Annotated in this window: 19 protein-coding genes and 2 pseudogenes; 15 read left to right on the top strand and 6 right to left on the bottom strand. The window is 65.9% G+C overall.

The genetic code is table 11. From position 1 onward, the window contains the following. Positions 1-56 precede the first annotated feature (56 nt). From CVM52_RS07535 to CVM52_RS07515, 5 genes are all read left to right on the top strand, one after another. Entirely contained in the window at positions 57-1184 is a 1128-nt protein-coding gene (locus CVM52_RS07535) for an ABC transporter ATP-binding protein (protein WP_100161898.1), read from the top strand. A gap of 72 nt (positions 1185-1256) precedes the next feature. Next, positions 1257-2138, top strand: a complete 882-nt coding sequence (locus CVM52_RS07530) for an ABC transporter permease subunit (protein WP_100161897.1) — start codon at positions 1257-1259, stop codon at positions 2136-2138. After that, on the top strand, positions 2135-2953 hold the full coding sequence (locus CVM52_RS07525) for an ABC transporter permease (RefSeq protein WP_100161896.1): 819 nt from the start codon (positions 2135-2137) through the stop codon (positions 2951-2953). Before CVM52_RS07530 ends, CVM52_RS07525 begins: the two co-directional genes overlap by 4 nt. Further along, positions 2950-4260, top strand: a complete 1311-nt coding sequence (locus tag CVM52_RS07520; protein WP_100161895.1) for an NAD(P)/FAD-dependent oxidoreductase — start codon at positions 2950-2952, stop codon at positions 4258-4260. Before CVM52_RS07525 ends, CVM52_RS07520 begins: the two co-directional genes overlap by 4 nt. A 72-nt stretch (positions 4261-4332) precedes the next feature. Next, positions 4333-5700 (top strand): UDP-glucose dehydrogenase family protein, encoded by a 1368-nt coding sequence (locus CVM52_RS07515; protein ID WP_100161894.1) that lies wholly within the window; start codon positions 4333-4335, stop codon positions 5698-5700. Positions 5701-5742: 42 nt separating this feature from the next. On the opposite strand, the gene CVM52_RS07510 is transcribed toward CVM52_RS07515, so the two are convergent. Beyond that, entirely contained in the window at positions 5743-6411 is a 669-nt protein-coding gene (locus tag CVM52_RS07510) for a flagellar hook capping FlgD N-terminal domain-containing protein (protein WP_100161926.1), read from the bottom strand. A 3-nt stretch (positions 6412-6414) separates the two neighbouring features. Beyond that, positions 6415-8319 (bottom strand): flagellar hook-length control protein FliK, encoded by a 1905-nt coding sequence (locus CVM52_RS07505; protein WP_100161893.1) that lies wholly within the window; start codon positions 8317-8319, stop codon positions 6415-6417. A gap of 108 nt (positions 8320-8427) precedes the next feature. Here CVM52_RS07505 and CVM52_RS07500 point away from each other — a divergent pair, with 108 nt between their 5' ends. From CVM52_RS07500 to CVM52_RS28090, 3 genes are all read left to right on the top strand, one after another. Continuing rightward, positions 8428-8700 carry a rod-binding protein gene (locus CVM52_RS07500; protein WP_100161892.1) on the top strand — a complete coding sequence of 91 codons (273 nt, stop codon included), beginning with the start codon at positions 8428-8430 and terminating at the stop codon, positions 8698-8700. Next, a complete protein-coding gene (locus CVM52_RS07495; RefSeq protein ID WP_133119807.1) occupies positions 8690-9049 on the top strand; it encodes a flagellar biosynthesis protein FlgN in 360 nt (119 codons plus the stop codon). Before CVM52_RS07500 ends, CVM52_RS07495 begins: the two co-directional genes overlap by 11 nt. A gap of 202 nt (positions 9050-9251) precedes the next feature. Then, positions 9252-9416, top strand: coding sequence for a flagellin N-terminal helical domain-containing protein (locus tag CVM52_RS28090; RefSeq protein ID WP_370304232.1), 165 nt, complete (start codon positions 9252-9254; stop codon positions 9414-9416). On the opposite strand, the pseudogene CVM52_RS07490 reads toward CVM52_RS28090, so the two are convergent. Beyond that, positions 9380-10645: pseudogene (locus CVM52_RS07490) on the bottom strand (flagellar hook protein FlgE); the annotation flags it as partial. The gene CVM52_RS28090 and the pseudogene CVM52_RS07490 overlap by 37 nt on opposite strands. Before the next feature lie 86 nt (positions 10646-10731). Further along, on the bottom strand, positions 10732-11592 hold the full coding sequence (locus CVM52_RS07485; RefSeq protein ID WP_100161889.1) for a flagellar motor protein MotB: 861 nt from the start codon (positions 11590-11592) through the stop codon (positions 10732-10734). A 242-nt stretch (positions 11593-11834) separates the two neighbouring features. On the opposite strand from CVM52_RS07485, the gene CVM52_RS07480 reads away from it, so the two are divergent. The 7 genes and pseudogenes from CVM52_RS07480 to CVM52_RS07450 form a co-directional block, all read left to right on the top strand. Further along, positions 11835-12809, top strand: coding sequence for a glycosyltransferase family 2 protein (locus CVM52_RS07480; protein ID WP_100161888.1), 975 nt, complete (start codon positions 11835-11837; stop codon positions 12807-12809). After that, positions 12806-13210, top strand: a complete 405-nt coding sequence (locus tag CVM52_RS07475; protein WP_100161887.1) for a GtrA family protein — start codon at positions 12806-12808, stop codon at positions 13208-13210. Before CVM52_RS07480 ends, CVM52_RS07475 begins: the two co-directional genes overlap by 4 nt. Continuing rightward, positions 13207-13962: a class I SAM-dependent methyltransferase gene (locus CVM52_RS07470; protein ID WP_100161886.1), complete on the top strand. Its 756-nt coding sequence runs from the start codon at positions 13207-13209 to the stop codon at positions 13960-13962. Before CVM52_RS07475 ends, CVM52_RS07470 begins: the two co-directional genes overlap by 4 nt. Positions 13963-13966: 4 nt before the next feature. Continuing rightward, positions 13967-15376, top strand: coding sequence for a hypothetical protein (locus tag CVM52_RS07465; RefSeq protein ID WP_100161885.1), 1410 nt, complete (start codon positions 13967-13969; stop codon positions 15374-15376). Between the two features lie 78 nt (positions 15377-15454). Continuing rightward, positions 15455-16213 (top strand): glycosyltransferase family 2 protein, encoded by a 759-nt coding sequence (locus CVM52_RS07460; protein WP_172720948.1) that lies wholly within the window; start codon positions 15455-15457, stop codon positions 16211-16213. A 9-nt stretch (positions 16214-16222) separates the two neighbouring features. Next, entirely contained in the window at positions 16223-17542 is a 1320-nt protein-coding gene (locus CVM52_RS07455; protein ID WP_100161883.1) for an O-antigen ligase family protein, read from the top strand. Beyond that, positions 17442-18557 (top strand): annotated as a pseudogene (locus CVM52_RS07450) (glycosyltransferase); the annotation flags it as partial. The gene CVM52_RS07455 and the pseudogene CVM52_RS07450, both read left to right, overlap by 101 nt. A gap of 52 nt (positions 18558-18609) precedes the next feature. On the opposite strand, the gene CVM52_RS27660 reads toward CVM52_RS07450, so the two are convergent. Both CVM52_RS27660 and CVM52_RS26850 read right to left on the bottom strand, forming a co-directional pair. After that, positions 18610-19578, bottom strand: coding sequence for a sulfotransferase family protein (locus tag CVM52_RS27660; protein ID WP_240620892.1), 969 nt, complete (start codon positions 19576-19578; stop codon positions 18610-18612). Next, positions 19575-20902 (bottom strand): polysaccharide biosynthesis protein (locus CVM52_RS26850; RefSeq protein WP_172720947.1); only part of this gene is annotated, 1328 nt, incomplete at its 5' end. The genes CVM52_RS27660 and CVM52_RS26850, both read right to left, overlap by 4 nt.

Here is a 20902-nt window from a genome sequence, read left to right as displayed (position 1 = left end):
GGACGGGGCGGGCAGCAACGACCCGCCCCGGTCCTAAGACCAACGAGGGACGGAATTTGAGTTCAACCGTATTTGCACCCTGGGACGAGCCGGAGGCAAAACCGCTGATCCGGTTTCAGAACGTCACCAAGAAATTCGGTGAATTCACCGCGATCGACAATCTCTCGCTCGATATCTACGAGCGGGAGTTTTTTGCTCTGCTGGGGCCGTCGGGCTGCGGCAAGACTACGATGATGCGGATGCTGGCCGGATTCGAGGCGCCCACCTCGGGGCGGATCGAACTGGCCGGGAAGGACATCGGCAAGGTGCCGCCCAACAAGCGCGCGGTGAACATGATGTTCCAATCTTACGCGCTGTTCCCGCATCTGACCGTCTGGGACAATATCGCCTTTGGCCTGCGGCGCGAGGGCATGGAAACCAATGCGCTGAAGGCGCGGGTCGAGGAGATGCTGCGCCTGACCCGGCTGGAACGCTTTGCCAAGCGCAAGCCGCACCAGATTTCCGGCGGCCAGCGCCAGCGCGTGGCGCTGGCCCGGTCGCTGGCCAAGGCGCCGACCTTGCTGCTGCTGGATGAACCGCTGGGCGCGCTGGACGCCAAGCTGCGCCAGGACACCCAGTTCGAGCTGATGGACATCCAGGAAAAGACCGGCACCACCTTTGTGATCGTCACCCACGACCAGGAAGAGGCAATGACCGTCGCCACCCGGATCGCGGTGATGGATGAAGGCCAGCTGATGCAGGTCGCCACGCCCGACCGCATCTATGAAACCCCCAGTTCGGTCTATGTCGCCGATTTCATCGGCGACGTGAACATTATCGAGGGCCGCACCACGCCCACCGACGAAGGCCAGATCCGCATCGATTGGGCCGAAGGGCAGCCGCCGCTCTTTGCCACCTCGTCGCAACGGTTCGACGCCGGGCAGACCGGCTATCTGGCGATCCGGCCGGAAAAGGTGGTGATCTCGGCGGAACACCCGGAAACTGCCGACAACGTGCTGCGTGGCAAGGTTCATGACATTGCCTATCTGGGCAACCTGTCGACCTATCATGTCGAACTGGCCAACGGCACCATCATCAAGGCGCAGTCGGCCAATACCCGGCGCATCGCGCGCCGCTCCTTTACCTGGGAAGACGACGTCTGGCTGTCCTGGACCGCCACCGCCGGTGTGTTGTTGGCGCGATGAGCGGGCGGGCCGCCTCCCTCCCCCGGTTCCCGCGCCGGGGCCAGCACCGCCCGCAGCAACGGGAGCAGGCAGATGCGTAGATTTTTCCTGATCGCGACGCCCTATCTGTGGCTGCTGGCGCTGTTCCTGGTGCCGTTCTTCATCGTCGTCAAAATCTCGCTCTCCGACGTGGCACTGGCGCGGCCACCCTATCTGCCCCAGTTCGACTGGGCCGAGGGCATCTGGGCCTTCCTGTCCGAGCTCGATTTCGAGAATTTCATCTTCCTGACCACCGACTCGCTGTACTGGAAGGCCTATCTCTCCAGTCTGACCATCGCGGTGGTCTCGACCCTGCTGACGCTGGCCATCGGCTATCCCATCGCCTATGGCATGGCCCGCGCCCCCGAGGAGTGGCGCCCAACGCTGATGATGCTGATCATCCTGCCGTTCTGGACCTCGTTCCTGATCCGCATCTATGCCTGGATCGGCATTCTCAGCCAGGAGGGCTTCCTGAACCAGTTCCTGCTGTGGATCGGGCTGATTCAAGAGCCGCTGATCATCCTCAACACCAATGTCGCGGTCTATATCGGCATCGTCTATGCCTACCTGCCCTTCATGGTGCTGCCGATCTATTCCTCGCTCGACCGGATGGATGGCTCGCTGATCGAGGCGGCCGAAGATCTGGGCTGTTCGCGGCTGTCGGCCTTCTGGCTTGTCACCGTGCCGTTGTCGAAAAACGGCATCATCGCCGGCTGTTTCCTGGTCTTCATCCCGGCACTGGGCGAATTCGTGATCCCGTCGCTGCTGGGCGGATCGGGCACGCTGATGATCGGCAAGGTGCTGTGGGAAGAGTTCTTCTCGAACCGCGACTGGCCGGTTGCCTCGGCGGTGGCGGTGGTGCTGCTGCTGATCCTGGTGATCCCCATCGTGCTGTTCCAGCGCAACCAGGAACGCGATGCCGAGGCCGGTTTGTGATGCGGCTGAGCTGGTTCAACACCGTATCGCTGACGCTGGGCTTTGCCTTTCTCTACATCCCCATGGTCATCCTGGTGATCTACAGCTTCAACGCCAGCAAGCTGGTCACCGTCTGGGCGGGCTTCTCGACCCAATGGTATGGCGAGCTGCTGCGCGACAAGTCCTTCCTGGACGCCGCCTGGGTCACCTTCAAGGTGGCGGTGTTTTCGTCGACGATGGCAACCGTTCTGGGCACCATGGCCGCCTATGTCCTGGTGCGCGGCGGTCGCTTCCTGGGCCGGACGCTGTTTTCCGGCATGATCTACGCGCCGCTGGTGATGCCCGAGGTGATCACCGGCCTGTCGCTGCTGCTGCTGTTTATCGGCATCGGGCTGGATCGCGGGGTGCTGACCATCGTGCTGGCGCATACCACTTTTTCGATGTGCTATGTCTCGGTCGTGGTGTCCTCGCGGCTGGTCACCTTCGATCAGTCGCTGGAAGAGGCGGCGCTGGATCTCGGCTGTTCCCCGGCCCAGGCGTTCCGCTTGGTCACCCTGCCGATCATCGCGCCGGCGGTGATTTCCGGCTGGCTGCTGGCCTTCACCCTGTCGTTGGACGATCTGGTCATCGCCTCGTTCACCACCGGGCCTTCGGCCACCACGCTGCCGATCAAGATCTTCTCGGCCGTGCGGCTGGGCGTCAGCCCGGAAATCAACGCCCTGTCGACCATTCTGATCGGGATCGTGACCATCGGCGTGATCTCTGCCTCGCTGCTGTCCAAACGCAAGGTGGTGCGCCAGCGCCTGGACGAGCAGGCGGCGGTGCGGGCGCAATGAAGCGGATCTTTTCGGGCTTTGCCTATGGCGACGCCCCGCGCGACGGCTGCTGGTGGCCCGAAACCGTCACGCCGCCAGACTGGCCGCAGTTGCAAGGCGAACGCAAGGCCGATGTCGCGATCATCGGCGGCGGCTTCACCGGCCTGTCCGCAGCGCTGCATCTGGCCGAAGCCGGCGCCCGCGTCGCCGTTCTGGAGGCGCGCAGCCCGGGCTGGGGCGCCTCGGGGCGCAATGGCGGCTTTTGCTGCATCGGCGGCGCAATGCGGAGTCATGCACAGATCGAGCGCAGCTTTGGCGCCGGCGCGGCCGAGGAATTCTGGCAGGCGCAACAGGACGCGGTGGCGCTGGTCGCCGCCCTGATCGACCGTTTCGGCATCAAGGCCGACACCCATTCGCAGGGCGAAACCCAACTGGCGCACCGCCCGCGCGACATGGATGCGCTGCGCGCCCAGGCAGAAGCGCTGGGCCCCGACAAGGCGCAGCTGATCGAACCCGAAGATCTGGCCGCACAGGGCATGGCCGGGCCGTTTCACGGCGCGCTCACCCTGCCCTGGGGCTTTGCGCTGAACCCGCTGAAATACCTGTTCGGGCTGGCGGCGGCGGCCCGCTCGGTCGGGGCGCAACTGTTCCAGAGAAGCGAGGTGACGGGAATCGATTCTCTCTCTGGTCGTTATCGTCTGCGCACAAACCGTGGACAGTTGCGCGCCCGCCAGGTGATTGTCGCCACCAACGGCTATTCCAGCGAAGATGTACCCAACTGGCTGGCCGGGCGCTATATGCCGGCGCAATCCAACGTGCTGGTGACCCGCCCGATGACCGGGAAAGAACTGCAGGCGCAGGGCTGGACCAGCGCGCAGATGGCCTATGACACCCGCGGTCTGCTGCATTATTTCCGCCTGATGCCCGACCGCCGATTCCTGTTCGGCATGCGTGGCGGGCTGCTGTCCTCGCCCGCCGCCGAGGCACGGGCACGGGCCCGCACCCGCGCCCATTTCGAAGCGATGTTTCCCGCCTGGGCACATGTGGAAAGCCCTTATTTATGGTCCGGAATGGTCTGTCTCAGCCGCCGGCGCGTGCCCTTTGCCGGCCCGGTGCCGAACCAGCCGGGCCTGTTCGCCGGGCTCGCCTATCACGGCAACGGCGTCGCCATGGGCACCTATACCGGCAAGCTGCTGGCCGGGCTGGTCCAGGGCACCACGCTGCCGCCCCGGGCGATGCGGGGCCCGCTGGACCGGTTTCCGCTGGGTGCTGCAAGACGCATCCTGATGCCGCCATTTTACCTCGCCAGCGCAATTGGCGACCGCTGAGGGCGCCTGTATTGTTGACTTCGATTCCCGCATCGCGGATCCCTTTCTCAAAGCGCATTTGAGGGTACCAGTATGAAGATTGCTATGATCGGCACCGGGTATGTTGGCCTGGTCTCGGGTGTCTGTTTTTCCGATTTCGGCCATGACGTGATTTGCGTCGACAAGGATCCGAGGAAGATCGAAACGCTGCGCGCGGGCGGCGTGCCGATCTACGAACCGGGCCTTGATCTGCTGATGGCCAAGAATGTCGAAAGCGGCCGCCTGTCCTTTACCACCAACCTGCAAGAGGCGGTTGATGGCGCCGACGCGGTGTTTATCGCTGTGGGCACCCCCACCCGGCGCGGCGACGGCCATGCCGACCTGACCTTCGTGATGAAGGCCGCCGAAGAGATCGCCCAGGCGCTGACCGGCTATGCCGTGGTGGTGACCAAGTCGACCGTGCCGGTCGGAACCAACCGGCAGGTGAAAGAGACCATCGCCCGGGCCAACCCCAAGGCCGATTTCGACGTCGCCTCGAACCCCGAATTCCTGCGCGAAGGCGCGGCGATCGACGATTTCATGCGCCCCGACCGTATCGTTGTCGGCGTGCAGAATGACCGCGCGGCCGAGGTGATGTCCGAGATCTACCGACCGCTCTACCTGCGCGACTTCCCGATCCTGACCACCGATCTGGAAAGCGCCGAGATGATCAAATACGCCGCCAACGCGTTCCTGGCGACCAAGATCACCTTCATCAACGAAATCGCCGCCCTGTGCGAACGCACCGGCGCCGATGTGAAGCTGGTCAGCCAGGGCATGGGCCTGGACGGGCGGATCGGCAACAAGTTCCTGCATGCCGGCCCCGGCTATGGTGGCTCGTGCTTCCCCAAGGACACCAAGGCGCTGGCGCGGATCGGTCAGGAATACGGCCTGCCGATGCAGATCACCGAGACGGTGATCAAGGTGAACGAGGAAACCCGCCGCCGCATGGTGGACAAGGTCGCCGACATGCTGGACGGCAAGATTGCCGGAAAGACCATCGCGGTGCTGGGTGTGACCTTCAAGCCCAACACCGACGACATGCGCGAAGCGCCGTCGCTGACGGTGATCCCGGCGCTGATCGGTGGCGGTGCCAAGGTGCGCGCGGTCGACCCGCAGGGCCACCGCGAGGCGGTCGATCTGCTGCCGGGGGTCAACTGGCTGGACGATGCCTATGAGGCCGCCAAGGACGCCGATGCGCTGGTCATCCTGACCGAGTGGAACGAATTTCGCGCGCTGGACCTCAAACGCCTGGCCGAAGGCATGCACTTTGCCGCGCTGGCGGATCTGCGCAACATCTACTCGTCGCGCGATGCCAAGCGGGCAGGATTCAAACGCTATGTCTCGGTGGGCCGCACCGATTTTGTCGAGGCGACGCCGCCGGAGGTGCGCGAACCCGTGGTCGCCGACCCGGCCGAGTAAGCACAAGTCCGGGCTGCCGGGGAACGGCAGCCCGCGGCTCATTCAGGATGGCCGGCGCAAGGCGGTCACCGCAGCGGCGGCAACCTCACCGCCGCCTTGCAGCACCAGGATGACCTTGCCCTCCTCGATACGCGCCTCGGCCACGCGGGCATAAACCGCCGCCGGCGCCGTGGACAGCAATTCGCCATTTTTCCGGCTTTCCACCTCGAAGCTATAGACACCCTGCGGAAACGGCGCACCGCTGTCATCCTGCCCCATCCAGTCGAAGGGGGCATCGCTTGTGCCGATTGGCAAACGTTGCACCGGCGCGCCGCTGGCATCCTTGACCACCAGCACCGCCGCATCGGCCCCACCCGCCACGGAAGGCACAATGGTGACCGGGGCGCCGCCGAATTGCGCCGGGGCGGCGGCCTGGGTCTCCATCCCGATCCAGCTCGCAAGCGAGGCGGCGGTAAAGGTATCAAAGCCCGCAGACAGCGCCGCCAACCTGTCATTGGTCAGAACCTGCTGTTCCACCATCGAGAATTGCGCCAGCTGTGCGGCATATTCGGTGGAATCGATCGGGTCGAGCGGGTCCTGATACCTGGCCTGGGCGGTCAACATTTTCAGAAAGGTCTCAAAATCCGAGGCCAGCGTCGCCGCATTGCCACGCGCTGCGCCGGGGCTGTTTGCGGTCACGCCGGCGGAATTTTGGGTCACTTCAAGCGTCATCAATCACAACCTCAGATCGAGCCCGGTGTGCACCACCGGCCCCAGATAGAGCGGTTCGGCCGCCTCCTTTGCATCGCCGGCAACCGGTCCCGCCACGGCGTTCTGGTCCTGCCCCGGCTGGCGATCGGCATCACCCTGGCGAAAGGCAAAACCGACTTCGTTTTGACCCAGTTGCCGGAACTCCTGCGCAAGCTGGTCGATATGCCGGCGCATCAGGTCCAGGGTTTCGGGACGGTCGGCGGTGATGGTCAGCGTCATCCCGTGCTCTGAAACCGCCAGCGCCATGTGAACCCGCCCCAGCTCGCGCGGATGCAGCGAGATTTCCACCGCCCGCTCCGGCTGGCGCAGCAGATGGTCCACCAGCTGTGCGGTGGGAACCCGCGCCGCTTCGCTTTTCTGCAGCTGTGGGTCGCCGCCTGTCGGATTGGTCAATCCAGAGATGTCCAGGCGCAAGGGTGCCGCATCACCGCGCTCGCCCCCGGGCTGGTCAAGCCGCGCGAGACCGTTCGCGCCCGCCCTGGTCTGCCCAGTTGAGTCAATCTGCGTCACCGGGGGCAACTGGTGGTTGCCATCTGGAGGCGGGGTCTGACCGGTCTGGGTCGGGGCGAGCCCGACGATACTGTGCTCGGGATTTGGGAGTTCACCGGGTTGCGCAATTTGCCTTTCATGCCGGCCCTGCAGGGCGGCGGTGCGCGCAGCCAGGGTTGCCGCCTTGTCCGGCCTTCCTGCGGCGACCTGCGTGATGGGCGGAGCCGCAGGCCCTGCTTCTTGGGCCGCGCGCAGTATCGGAATGGCATCGGCCGGTTTGCGCTTTGCCAGCAGCTCTGCGGATTGCGATGGGGGCGCGTCCTCAACGGGTTGGACCGGTTGCCCCCGTTCCGCCAATCGCGGTCGCGTCATGCCTGACCCATGTCGAGAAACCTCCGGAACCAGTGGCGAAAAATGCGTGCAGGACGCGCGCGCTGAGGTCCGGGCAAGCGCTCTGTCCGGATCGCCCGCCGCCCATGCGGATTCAAAACCTCGTCGCGGGCTGCCCTGCGCAAGGTGCAAGCCACCCTCCCCCTGTTGCAAAGAGAACGGGGCAATAGGGGGAACACCGGGTTGCGCCGGTGCGGCGTCCCGGTCCGGCGGGACCGAACTGCTGGCCCATGCGGGTGGCGGTTCGCGCTGATCGGCCAATGCCGCCCCCGGTCGGGCCGGGGGCGCTGACAGACGATCGCCGTTTGCGTGAACATCAATAGTCCTCGCCGCCTCGGACGGCGCCGTCCGTGCCGGTGCCGATTTGATCGACGGTTGTGGATCTGGCGGCGCAGGCCTTTGGGAAGACATTGACAACATCTGAAGCACTGCGCGGTTCTGGCCGAGCGACCGTTGTTGTCCTGCTGCGATTATCGGTGCAAGAGGCGCCTTCGCCTGCGCCTCCGCCTCCTCCGCAGCCTGAATCGGTGCGGCAATGTCCTGCCGCTCGGGTCCAAGCATGCGCGAGGATATCTCTGCCGTTGGCACGCCGATCGGGGCCTTTTCCTGCTGCGTCCAGCCATCTTCGCGGCCGACCGTTTCGAACCTGCCGGGCGGCGGCGCCCTGCCCGGTGCCCGCCCAGACCTCTCCGGCGGCTCCACCACCGACGCCTGCCGCTCTGTGTCCAAGCCGGCATCCGCTGGGATGACCTCGGCAGGGTCGGCATGTTCTGCAGCCGCCGCATCTCCATGGGTTTCCAAATCCTCCGGCGCAGTCACTGCGCGCCTCTCGCTGGAGCCAGTCTCGGGCCTCTGTGCAAACGACCACAGCTGCCGGAAGATCCCGGCAAAATCGCCATTCGATTCCGCCAGGCCGGACGCCGGTGCGGCCAAGCCGAGGGGCAGGCTCACCGCCGTTGCCGAGGGCCGAAGGATTGGGGTGGTATCCATGTCGCTCCGCGCTGTGCTGATCGGGGCAAACCATGACAGCTGCGGGTTACCATTATTTTAACTCCTGATCCGCAAACTCACTCTCATCCGCACAATTCGAGGCAACTGATGGTGCAAACGGTAGTTCCGGTTTCTGTCCCGCTCCAACGTCAGCAGGCCCTGCAACAGGCCGCGCAGCAGCTTGAGGCAACGTTTTTGGCCGAAATGCTCGAATCGGCCGGGCTGGGCCCGGCGCGCGGAGGCTTCGGTGGTGGCGCGGGCGAGGCGCAATTCGCGTCCTTCCTAGTGCAGGCACAGGCGGAGGCAATGGCCGAGGCCGGCGGCATCGGCCTGGCCGAAACGCTGTTCAACGCGCTGGCGGAGCGTGACCGTGGCGGATGAACAGGCAGCGGAGTTGCTCGAACAGCTTGACCGGCTGCTTCTGCGCGAGCGCACGGCGCTATTGCATGGCGATCTGGACGAGATCGGCGCAATGACAGCGCAGAAGCAGGCGCTGGTGCAGCGGCTGGGGCAGCAACGCGATCAGATACCGCACGATCTTGGCGCCCGCAGGGAAAAATTGCTGCGCAATCAGGCGCTTTTGGCAAATGCGATGCAGGGCATCCGCGCTGTTGAATCCCGCCTGGCCGCGCTTCGACGCCTGCGCGCGGGGCTTGAAACCTATGATCGGGACGGGCGCCGCAGCCACGTCCCGGCGCAGCGCAGCCCCAGGGTTGAAAAGCGCGTTTAGGGCCGGATTGATTTAAATCCAAGCGACAGGACGGGGAGACATTAGCACTCCCTTAGCAATTCGCGCTCATCTTGGCAGCGCACCTGCACATCGGGTGGCGCGACCCCGCAAGCCGGGGCTTCGCATTGGTCAGAAGGTCGATTGCTTTGCCGGTCACGGCAAAAAACCGGGCGGAACCTGCCCAACGCGTGAAGGAAACACTATGTCGAGTATACTGACCAATAACAGCGCGATGGTGGCGCTGCAGACCCTCAAATCGATCAATATGAACCTGGCGAAGACCCAGGACGAAATCTCGACCGGGAAAACCATCGCCGGGGCGAAGGACAATTCCACCGTCTGGATCACCTTGGCGTTGGAGGAATAGGCGCGCTGGGTCTGGATCATCGCGGTCAATTCGCCCGCCACATCGACCGCGGATTCCTCGCGCGCGTAAGAGACGATATCACCGGTTGGCCCTTCGCCAGCATCCCACAGATAGAACGTGCCGCTTTCATTCGAAGGCTTATAGGTCTGCTGGTCCAGCGAGAGCATGCCGTTGGGGTTGGGCAGGTCGACCAGCGGGATCTTGTAGATGGTGCGGGTGATGCCGGAATCGAACGTGGCATGCACAAAGCCGCTTTCGTCGATCTCGACCGAGGTCAGGTTGCCAACCGGGGTGCCATCTTTCGAGATCTCGATCGGCGCGAAGCGGTCGGACAGCTGGCTAATGCCGCCGGTTTCGCCGGGAATGCCGATATCCACTTCGATCGGCCCGCCGGCGACATTGACGATCAGCGTGCCGGTGGTGGCGTCGAAGGCACCGCCGCTGACCGTGGTGACCGTGTCCAGCGTGCCGCCATCGGCGCGGCTGTTATCGAAGGTGAGATCATATTCGCCGATGGTGACGCCCGGCTGCGCCGAATCTTCCATCCGCATCGTCCAGGTATTGGACGCTCCGGCCGCCGGAATGGTTGGTTCGAACGTGAAGCGGATGTTTTCCGATTTTCCGAGATTGTCGAGATATTCGATCGACAGTTCCTGGATGGTGCCGTCGGCGGTCGATTCGGTACCGGTGGCCGGCAGATTGACGCCCAGGCGCATCGAGGTGGTCGGTTCGCCGGTGAATTCGTTGACGTTGATCCGCACCGGGTCCAGCGCATCGGCCGTGTCGCTGGGATAATTCGGGATGGTGCCGTCGGCCAGCGCGGGCCAGCCCAGCAGCACCAGCCCGGATTCGGTGGTCAGGTAGCCGTCGGACTCGGTGCGGAAGGATCCGGTGGTGGCCAGCAGCATCTGGATATTGCCGTTGCCGGCAGCCACCTCGGCCGCCGAAGCCACCGGCAGCATGCCGCGGCCGCGCACCGCCAGGTCGGTGGCGTTCGAGGTCGACACCAGCGGGCCGCGTTCGTCGATCAGCCGCTGCGAGGTGGCACGCACGCCCCCCGCGGAATATTTGCCGCCGGTTTCGGAAATGACAATGGACTGAAAATCGGTGCGCACGCGCTTGTACCCGTGAGTCGAGGAATTCGCGATATTGTCCGAGATCGAGGCCAGCCGGCTGGCATTCGATGTCAGCCCGGCGACCCCGGCATTCAGCGAGGAAGAGATGGTCATGCGGCGCCTTTCTGCTGCGTCGGTTCAGGTCGGGCCCAAGCTTAGGCCGCCGGCGCTTAACGCCGGGCTAACAGGTAAAATACCGCTCACTTCCGAAGGCCGCCGCCGGCCCCGCGGCGCAGCAGCGTGATCTCGACGCGGTCATTCCGCACCGCCATCGGGTCGCGCAGCGCCGGGCTGCGGTCGGCATGGCCGGTGACCCGCCTCAGCCGATTTGGCCGGGTGCCGGCCGACTCCAGCAGGCGCCGAACACGCGCGGCGCGGGCCGTGGACAGATCCCAGACCGGGTTGGCGATTTGCACCACCGGATTGGCGCGCACATGGCCGCCGATGGCGATGTCATTGTCGACCCTGCCGGTGACGCGCGCGATCATCGCGGTCAGATCAAGCAGCAAGTCGGTGGGGTGGTCGCCCCCGGCGGCGAAGAGCGGCGCGCCGGGCAGCGCGAACAGTTCGATCACCAGCCCCTCGTCGGTGACCCGCGTGACGATATGCTGGAGGATCTTGTCGCTGACCAGGCTTTCGCCGCCGCGCCCTTTCAGCACCTCCTCCAGCGCGCTGAACGCCGCCTCTGCTGCCGCATCCTCGTCGTCGGGGTCAACTCCGGTGCGCCCCTCGGCAACCCGGCTCTCGGTTGCGTGTTCCTCGGTGCTGCCGATGCCGTCTTTCAACAAAGTGTCGTCGGCAAACACGCTTTCGCCCCCGAAGGGATCATCGCTGCCCCCCGAAACACGATGCAGCGGAACTGAGGGCGAAAAGTAATCCGCCAGCCCCTTGCGCTGTTTCTCGGTCGTCGCGTTCAACAGCCACATCAGCATGAAAAAGGCCATCATCGCGGTCACGAAATCGGCATAGGCCACCTTCCATGCGCCGCCATGGTGGCCAGCGCCACCGGTGACCTTTTTCCGCTTGATGATGACCGGCGCGGCGTTTGTCGGCGCAGCCATCTTCACCACCTTTCCACTCGTCCGGTCCCAGGAATAGGCGCAGCGGGATTAGCGCCGGGTTAACAAATTGCATTGTTCTCAGGTCGCCTCGGACCGGTTGGAAGGGCACCGGCCCTGCCCAACCAATTCCACAAATCAGTCCCAACCGGGCCACGTTCCCCGGCTAGTTTTCAGCGAAACAAGACCGGAATTGCCGCCCGATCCAAGAAACGCGGAACCGTGCACAGCCAGGGGCCCAAGCCATGAGACAGATCGCACCTTATCTTTCGGTTGTCGTGCCTTGCATGAACGAAGAGGAAACGATCCCGGAACTGGCCCGCCGCCTGTCCGCCGCCATTGCGCCCTGGGCCGACCGGGCCGAGATCCTGCTGGTCGATGACGGTTCGACCGATGGCACCTGGGCCGCGATTGCCGCCGCCGGGCGCGAGTTCCCGCAGATCGCCGGGCTGCGCCTGTCGGCCAATCGCGGCCACCAGGTGGCGCTGACCGCCGGGCTGGAGGCCGCCAAGGGCCAGCGCATCTTCATGCTGGATGCCGACCTGCAGGACCCGCCGGAACTGCTGCGCGAGATGATGGCGCTGATGGATCAGGGCTATGACGTGGTGTTTGGCCGCCGCGCCCAGCGCAAGGGCGAGGGCCTGTTCAAAAAGGCCTCGGCCTACCTGTTCTACCGGGTGCTGAACGCGTTGTCCGACGTGCCGATCCCGAAGGATACCGGCGATTTCCGCATCGTGTCGCGCCGCGCGCTGGACGCGGTGCTGGCGATGCCAGAGCGCGCCCGGTTCGTGCGCGGCATGTTCGCCTGGGCCGGCTATCGGCAGATCGGGCTGGAATATGTGCGCGAACCGCGCCGCGCCGGCGAAACCAAATACCCGCTCAGGGCGATGCTGCGCTTTGCCACCGACGCGCTGACCGGGTTTTCGGCGCGGCCGCTGCGCTTTGCCATCCGGCTGGCCTTTTTCAGCCTGCTGGTGTCGTTCCTGACCGGGCTTTACGTGATCTTCTCCTTCATCTGGTTCAGCACTGCACCGGGCTGGGCCTCGATGCTGCTGGCGATGAGCTTTTTCTCGGGCATCCAGCTGCTGACGCTGGGGATCATGGGCGAATATATCGGCCGCATCTACATGGAAGCGAAAAAGCGCCCGCTTTACTTCATTTCCGAAGAGGCACATGGCCACAGCCAGATCGAACCGTTGCGGATCGAGGCACGGGGATGATCCGGCGACTGGATCTTCGCCTCCTCCGATTTGCCGCGGTCGGTGCCGGTGTCGCGGGGTTCTACATCCTGTGCTTTCTGGCGCTGGAGGCTGCCGGGCTGCACCGGATCACCGCCAATGCGGCGGCGTTTCTGGCCGCCGTGGCGCTGCAATACCTGGGCCAGACCGTGTTCACCTTTCGCCGCAAGCTGGCGGTGCCCGACCAGATCGCCCGGTTTGCCGCGATGATCGGCCTGGGCCTGCTGGTCTCGGCGGGCATCACCGCCTGGATCGGCCCGGCCCTGGGCTGGGCGGGTTGGCTCTCGGCCCTGGCGGTGACGCTCATCCTGCCGGTGCAGAATTATCTCATCCTGAAATTATGGGTCTATTCAGGCAAAACCGCCTGTCCGGAGGGGCTATGACACATATCTACAACAACCAGTTCTTCGACTATATCGACGGCGGCGCGCGCGCCTCGGCGCGGCGGATGATCGGGCTGATCCGGCCCTGGCTGGGAATGCAGAGCGTGCTGGACCTCGGCTGTGGGCGGGGCGCCTGGCTGGCCGAATGGATCAAAGCGGGGGTCACCGACGTGACCGGCGTCGATGGCGCCTATGTCGACCGCACCGCGCTGCTGGTGCCGGGCCATGCCTTTCTGGCCGCCGACCTGACCCGCCCGGTCGAAACCGGGCGACGCTTTGACCTGGCGCAAAGCCTGGAGGTGGGCGAACACCTGCCCGAAACCGCCTCGGCCACATTGGTCGACAGCCTGACGCGCGCCAGCGACCGGGTGCTGTTCTCGGCCGCGGTCAATGGCCAGGGCGGCGAGTTCCACGTCAACGAACAGCCGCTGTCCTTCTGGCAGGACCTGTTTGCCGCGCAGGGCTATACCGCCTTCGACTGCATCCGCCCCAACCTGCGCCATGCCGGCGATGTCGAACCCTGGTATCGCTATAACACCGTGCTGTATGTCAACGCCGCCGGCCGCGCCGGCCTGCCGCAACAGGTGCTGGAGCGCGAGATCCCGGCCGGCACGGCGCTGGAAAACGCCGGCAGCCTGGGTTGGCGGATGCGCCGCAGCGTGGTGTCCTTCCTGCCGCGCCCGGCGGTGACGCGGATTGCCCAGGTGCGCGCGGCGGCCATCGCCCGGCAGGCCAGGCGGCAAGAGGCCTGAGAACGTGCTCCCCCTGACGCGACTCTGGGAACGGGCGCCCGTCCCCACGGCGATTGCCGCGACCTATGTCGCGCTGCTGATCTGTTCCGGGCCCAACTTGATCGACCCGATGATCCGGCATGACGATTTTCCGGCGCTGCTGGGCGACGAGACGCTGTATTACGAAAAAACCCTGCTGGAAGGCCGCTGGATCAATTACCTCTGGCACCTGCGCGGCGTCGTGACGCCGTCCTGGCTGAATTTCCTGGTCTATCAGCTGTTCTGGGCCGTGTTCGCCGCCTGCACCGCGATTGCCGTCTTCGGCCGCGACGCCCCCGTCGGGCGGGTGCTGGCGCTGGCCCTGCTGATCGTGCTGGCCCCCACCGCGTTTGTGATCTCGCTGTGGTACAACACGCTGATCCCGGGCCTGGGCATCGTGGCGCTGTTCGCCTATCTGGCCACGCGTTATCCACCACATGTCATGCGCTGGCTGTTGCCGGTTTTCGTACCGGTGACGCTGCTGTGCTACACCACCTATCCGGTGCTGCTGTTGATGGTGGTGCTGGGCGCACGCAACCGCGACCGCTCGCTGAAAGACCTTGCGGTGACACTGGGCATTTTCATCGCCAGCTTTGCCGCAGGAATGTTGCTGATCTATGGGCTGAACTATGTCTATCACGGCGTCTTCGGCGTTCCGATGGCGCAATGGCGCAACCCCAGGCCGATCGAGGATCTGGCCGGGCTGTGGCACAATCTCGGCATGGTGCTGACCATGTTCGGCCGGCTGGCCAACGTGCTGTCCTTCAAACATATCCCGCTGCTGATCATCATGGCGTCGCTGCTGAGCTGCGCGGTGGTGATCGTCTGGCGCAGCGCGCCTCGTTTTGGCCTTTATGTGGCGGCGGGCTGTGCCGCCGGGCTGGGCCTGTTGTCGCTGCACGTGCTGAAAACCGGTGTCGATGTCGACCCGCGCGCGGCGATCTTCGTCTCGGTCGGCTGCGCGATGATCCTCAGCATGGCGATGGCCAATGGCATCGACCAGGGCCTCGTCACTGCCCGCCGGGCGCAGAACGCCATGTTCGTCGCCATTGCGCTGCACGCGGTGCTGATCGCGGTCAACTATTCCCTGCCGCGCGCCTGGCAGGCCGATACCCGCGCCTTTGCCCGGGCCGCCGGGCCGGGCACCGGGCCGATCTACGTGACCGGCGATTATGAACAGCTGCCCTCGGCCAAGGGCGCCGCGATCCAGAAATCCCGCGGCTTGCGCCTGCGGCTGGTCTATCTGACCGGGCGCGAGGTGATCATTTGCCAGGACCACCCCGAGGCCTGCCAGCACCTGCCACAAACCGGCGCGGGCCAAACGCAGCTGGTGCAGCACACCGGCGACGGCACCGTGCTGGCCCTGCCGGTGCGGGTGGCGCAGAACGGCGGCTGAGCACGATTTACGGTTTCTTAAGTCTGCGCTGACTAGCGTTTTGCACCTTTGGGGCAGCCGCCCCGCATGGAGGGGCTTATGACGCTGTCGCTGATCACCATCGTTCGCAATCATGCCGCCGGGTTCCGGCGCACCGCCCGCAGCGTCCTGGACCATGCGCCGGACAACGCCGAATGGGTGGTGATCGACGGCGCCTCGACCGATGGCACCGGCGCCGCAATTGCCGCGGTTGCCCCGCGCATCGCCACGCATGTGAGCGAGCCGGACCGCGGCATCGCCGATGCCTTCAACAAGGGCGTCGCACGGGCCAGCGGCGATTATGTCCTGTTCCTGAATGCCGGCGACTGCCTTGCGCCGGGGGCGGCCTTTTCCCTGGCCCGCCTGCTCGACACCCATCGTGGCGCGCCGGTGATTGTGGGTCGCATCGAACTGGCCGGGCGCCGGCATGGCCGTTCGGCGCCGTTCTGGCGGCAATACCTGCACAACCAGCTGCCACATCAGGCCATGCTGATCCGTCGAGACCTGTTCGCGACCTTCGGCACCTATGACCGCACCCGCCACTTCGGGATGGATTACGAATGGTCGCTGCGGCTTTGCCCGGTGTGGCGGCAGATCGTCTTCGTGAACGAGTTGTTGACGATCATGGAACCGGGGGGCACCAGCATCGCCAATGCCGGCAAAACCCTCACCGCCTATCACCACGCGCGGGTGCAGCATTTCGGCATGGCGCCGCTGTCACTGGCAGTGCTGCTGTCCTACCAGGCCAAGCGGCTGGCGTTGCGCCCGTTCAAACCGGCGCTGAACGCGGTGCGGGCCCGGCGCCTGGCGCCGGGCTAGGCCGTCCGGATGGCGGTGCCGCTGGCGGTTCTGCTGCTGCCGTTCCTGCAGCTCGGGCTCAGCTTTTACGCCTCGGTCAGCACCCTTGCCGCGGCGTTGTGCCTTGCCGCCGCCACCGGGCTGCGCGGCTTCCTCACCCTGCGCATCTTTGCCTGCCTGTTCGTGGTCTGGGCGATGCTGGCCACGGCGGCGCTGCACCCGCTGGCCGACAGCCACGACCTCCTGCGCGCCGGCCGCGAGGCCCTGTGTTTCCTGATGATCATCGCGTTGCTGCGGCGGAAGATCGTGTTGAACCCAAACCAGGCAAGGCTGGCGCTGCGCTGTCTCGGCCTGGTCGCGCTGGGCCTGGCCCTGCTGGTGATTGCCCAGACCATCGGCCTGCAACGTGGCGTGTTTGTCAGCCTGCCGCATGACCTCTACGTCATCAACACCAACACCCTGCCCACCGATCTGGACCTGCGCCATTCACGGGTGCGCCCGTCGGGGCCGTTCGGCGAACCGTCCTATCTTGCCGCGGTCGCAACCGTGCTGGTGCTGGCGCTGTCACCGCTCTGGCCGGTCTCGGCCCTGGCGCGGGGCATCATCCTGGTTCTGGCGCTGGCCACCTTCCTGTCATTGTCGATGCTGGGCCTGGTCTCGATGTCGGCGGCGCTGGCGCTGATCTTGCTGCGCCATGGCGACCGACGTCAGGGGCTGTTGTTTGTCACGGTGCTGGCCGCCGGCGCCGCCGGGGCGGCCCTGGCAGGCGGCGAGATCTCGGAGCGTATCGGGGCCATCCTGAGGGGCGAGGATTTTTCTTTTGCCAGCCGCATCGCCACGCCGCTGCTGGCGCTGCCCCGGGTTCTGGGCGAGGCACCGTTCGGCATCCCGATCCGGGTCTTCCTCGATATGGGCTACCTGCCGGGCATGGACCTGGCCAACGAGTCCTTTTCCCATAACGCCATCTTCAACACGCTGATCAATTACGGCGTGATCGGAATGGCGATGCTGGCGGTGCTGTTCCTGTCGGCACGCGGCGGCATCCCCTGGGCGATCCTGTTTGTGCTGCTGATGCAAAACGGCGCGTTCTGGTCCTTCGACAAGGTCAGCCTGCTGGCGGTGTCGGTGATCCTGCACCGCATGGCGCTGGGTCAGATATCAGGCTCTAACAAGGCACAACGCTTTGTTAGCCGACCTCTGCCTAAGCTTGTGCATAACGTTTCGGCACCAGAAAACGGCAGGGGGAAACATGCGGATATTGCGTCTGATTCTGACGGTGGATCCGGCCTATGGCGGCCCGATCGCCGGGATTTCCGCCATTACCCCCTGCCTGGCCGCACGGGGACATAGCACCACGATTGCCAGCCTCGACGCCCCCGACGCCGCCTTCCTGGCCGGGCAGTCCCGCGGCATCGGCGCCCGCATCGTGCCATTGGGGCCCGGGCGGTTCCGCTGCCGCTATACCGGCAGGTTGCGCCAATGGCTGGCGGCGCAGGCGGCGGGCTTTGACATCGCGGTGCTGCACGGGTTGTGGAATTATGCGGTGATCGGCGGCGGCCACGGCCTGAAGGCGGCGGGCCTGCCTTATGTGGTCTATGCCCATGGCATGATGGATCCCTATTTCGCCCGCATCGCTCCGTGGAAATTCCGCGCCAAGCGGCTGGCCTGGACGCTGACCCAGGGCGCGGTGCTGCACCATGCGCAGCGGGTGCTGTTTACCTCGCAGCAGGAACAGCGGCTGGCCACCCGCACCTTTCCCCGGCCCCGCTACCACGCCCGGGTGATCGCCTATGGCGCCAAGGCCGCGACGGTTGCCTCAGAGGAGACCGGCGCGCTTGTGGCGGCGCTGCCACGGCTTCGCGGGCGGCGATACCTGCTCTATCTCGGCCGGATCCATGAAAAGAAAGGCGCCGACCTGCTGCTCGACGCCTTCGCGCGGCTGGCCGCATCCGACCCCGCGCTGGACCTGGTCATCGCCGGGCCGGAACCGGACGGGTTCGGGCAGCGCCTGCGCCAGCAGGCGCGCGCGCTTGGCATCGCGCATCGCCTGCACTGGCCCGGCATGATCCGCGGCGCGGTCAAGACCGCCGCCTTTGGCGGCGCCGAGGCCTTTGTGCTGCCCTCGCATCAGGAAAATTTCGGGATCGCCGTGGTCGAGGCGCTGTCGCATGGTTGCCCAGTGCTGATCTCCGACCAGGTCAATATCTGCTCCGAGATCGCGCAGGCCGGCGCCGGGCTGGTTGCCCCGGATACGCCCGATGGCGTGGTGCAGCTGCTGACCCGCTGGTCGGCACTGCCGGCCGGGCAGCGGGCGGCAATGGCCCGCAGCGCCCGCCGCCTGTTCCAGGAACGGTTCACCCCCCAGGCCGCCGCCGCCGATCTGGACGAGGTTCTCACCGCTGCGATCCGATCTGGCGCTAGGACAGCGGGAAAAGCGGCGCGCCCCCTGCCCGTTCCGCCCGCCTTGCGCGCAGCACAGTCAGGTTCAGGCGCCGGTCCAACGCGCCATAAGCCATCCGCGCCACATCCGGCGCAATATGGCGCAGCCTCATCGGCTCGGCCTCCAGCGCCGCCCGCAGCGCCGATTGGGAATAGCCCATAAGCGCCAACCGCTCCTCTCCCAGCCAGTTCAGATAGCGCCGCGCCCAGCGCCGCCGCAGCGGGGTGGCGAAGACCTCGGGCCAGGTTTCCCGCCTGGCGCAGGTCACATCGGCATAGGCGCGCGTCCCGGTCTTGTCGCCCATCGACCCGGCAAACCGCACCGCGCCAAAACGGTCGGCCACGCCGGGATCATCGGGCAGGTCCAGATAGGCAAACACCGGGCGCAGCGTGGCGGCACAGTTGCGCACCAGATCTTCATAGCGCAGGACGTGAAAGCGTTCGGGATGGCGGGAATAGACCCTGCACAGGCTGTCCAGCCCTTCGAACAGGTCGACGTGAAAGTGATGCAGGTTCCAGCACCCGGCCGAGAAACTGCGGATCATCGAGGCGGCCACCGCCAGCGGATTGCGCCACAACAGCAATATCCGCGCCTCGGGAAAGGCGGCCAGGATCTCTTCTGCAATCAGGGCATAGCGCGGCGTCTTGTCCAGGAAATAGCGCGCACCATCCTCCGCGGCCGCGTTATAAAGCCTTGCCGCCATCCGCGCGGCCTCGGCCCGGTATTGCGCGGCCCCGCCGGGCAATTCAGCGCAAAACTCCGACACCGCGCGCCGCGCGGCGGTGGCGTTGTACTCGGCAAAGCTGGCCTTATCCAGCGCATGGAACAACGACAGCAGAATCCAGGGCTCTGCCGTCGAACAGATCGCCGGATGCGCCGCCAACAACCGCTGGGTCAAGGTCGAACCGGCGCGCGGCAGGCTGAACAGGAACAGTGGTTCGCTCATCGCCCCCCCCCGCCGCCCGGGCCCAGCACCGCCCGCAGCCATGCGGCCCCGCTGTCCCCGGTCACCTGCCAGGCCGTGCGCAGCACCGTGGCGAAGAACACCAGTTCCAGGACAACCAGAACCGCGGCAATGGCCAGCAGACCACCCGCCGCAGCGGCCCAGACACAGGGCAGCAGGACAGCGCTCAGCACCAGGTAAATCCGCGCCACCCCGATGTGACGGTTGATCGCGATCACCGGCGGGAACACCGCCAACCACAGGCTCTCTGCCACTGCCGCCGCCAGCAGCAGCCCGAACAGCACGGTGTCGAACCCGACTGCGCCGCCGGTCCAGGTCACAAACACCATCCCGCCGATCAACGCCACGCCCAGCGCAACCGCCAGCACCGCCCGGACCAGCAGGCGGGCCGCCGCGCGCGACAGGGCGCGAAACGGTGCGGGATCCGAGCGGTCATAGAGCGCGCTCAACTCGGCCTGGACCGGATGCGCGAGGCTGACCACGACGCTGACCATGCGGGTCAGTTGCCGATGGGTGGTGAACACCACCACCGCCGCCGGTCCCAGCATCACACCGATCACCAGCCGCACGCCCTGATGGCTCACCGCCAGACCCAGCGGGATCGCCATGCCGGCAAGCGCCGGACGCAGCAACGCCGCGATGTCGGCGCGCCGCACCCCGTGCAGCCCATAGCGCAGCCAGGGCACCCTACGCCGCAGCGCCAGGCGCATTCCGACACCGCCTGCCAGCTCCGCCAGCACCATGGCCAGCGCCACCGCCACCGGCCCACCGCCGCAGATCAGCGCCAGGGTGCTGGCGCCCAGCTGGCCCAGCCGGATCGCCGCCAGCACCAGAAAGCCGCGCGCATATTGTTGTACGCAATAGAACCCGCCGAACAGCAGCCGTGTCTGGCTTTCGATCACCAGTTTCAACGCCAGGCACAGCATTACCAGTGCCAACATCTGCGGCCCGATCCGCTGCAATCCCAACAGCGCCGACAGATCCAGCGCCGCGACGCCGCCCAGGAACAGCCCGGCCAGGCCCATAGACAGCGCCAGGATCAGAACCGATGCCCCCCGGAACACCGCCAGCGCGCCGTCGCGATCGCCCCGCGCCCGCCGCATCGCCATCTCCCGGTTGGCCGCACCGGCAAAGCCCAGATCGCTCAAGCTCAGGCAGGCCGGAATCGCGGTGACCAGCAGCCATTCACCGAACAGCCCGCTGCCCCAGGCCGCCAGGAACAGCGGCACCTCGGCCAGCCGGGCGAAGACCTGGCTGCCCTGGCTCGCCGCCTTGGCCAGCACGCCCCCCGTCAACCGGCGCCGCA

Origin of the sequence: Pseudooceanicola lipolyticus (assembly GCF_002786325.1) — a bacterium.
Taxonomy (GTDB): Bacteria; Pseudomonadota; Alphaproteobacteria; order Rhodobacterales; family Rhodobacteraceae; genus Pseudooceanicola_C; species Pseudooceanicola_C lipolyticus.
Note: the sequence above shows the minus strand (reverse complement) of the source record. Positions and strands in the feature narration are given on the sequence as shown.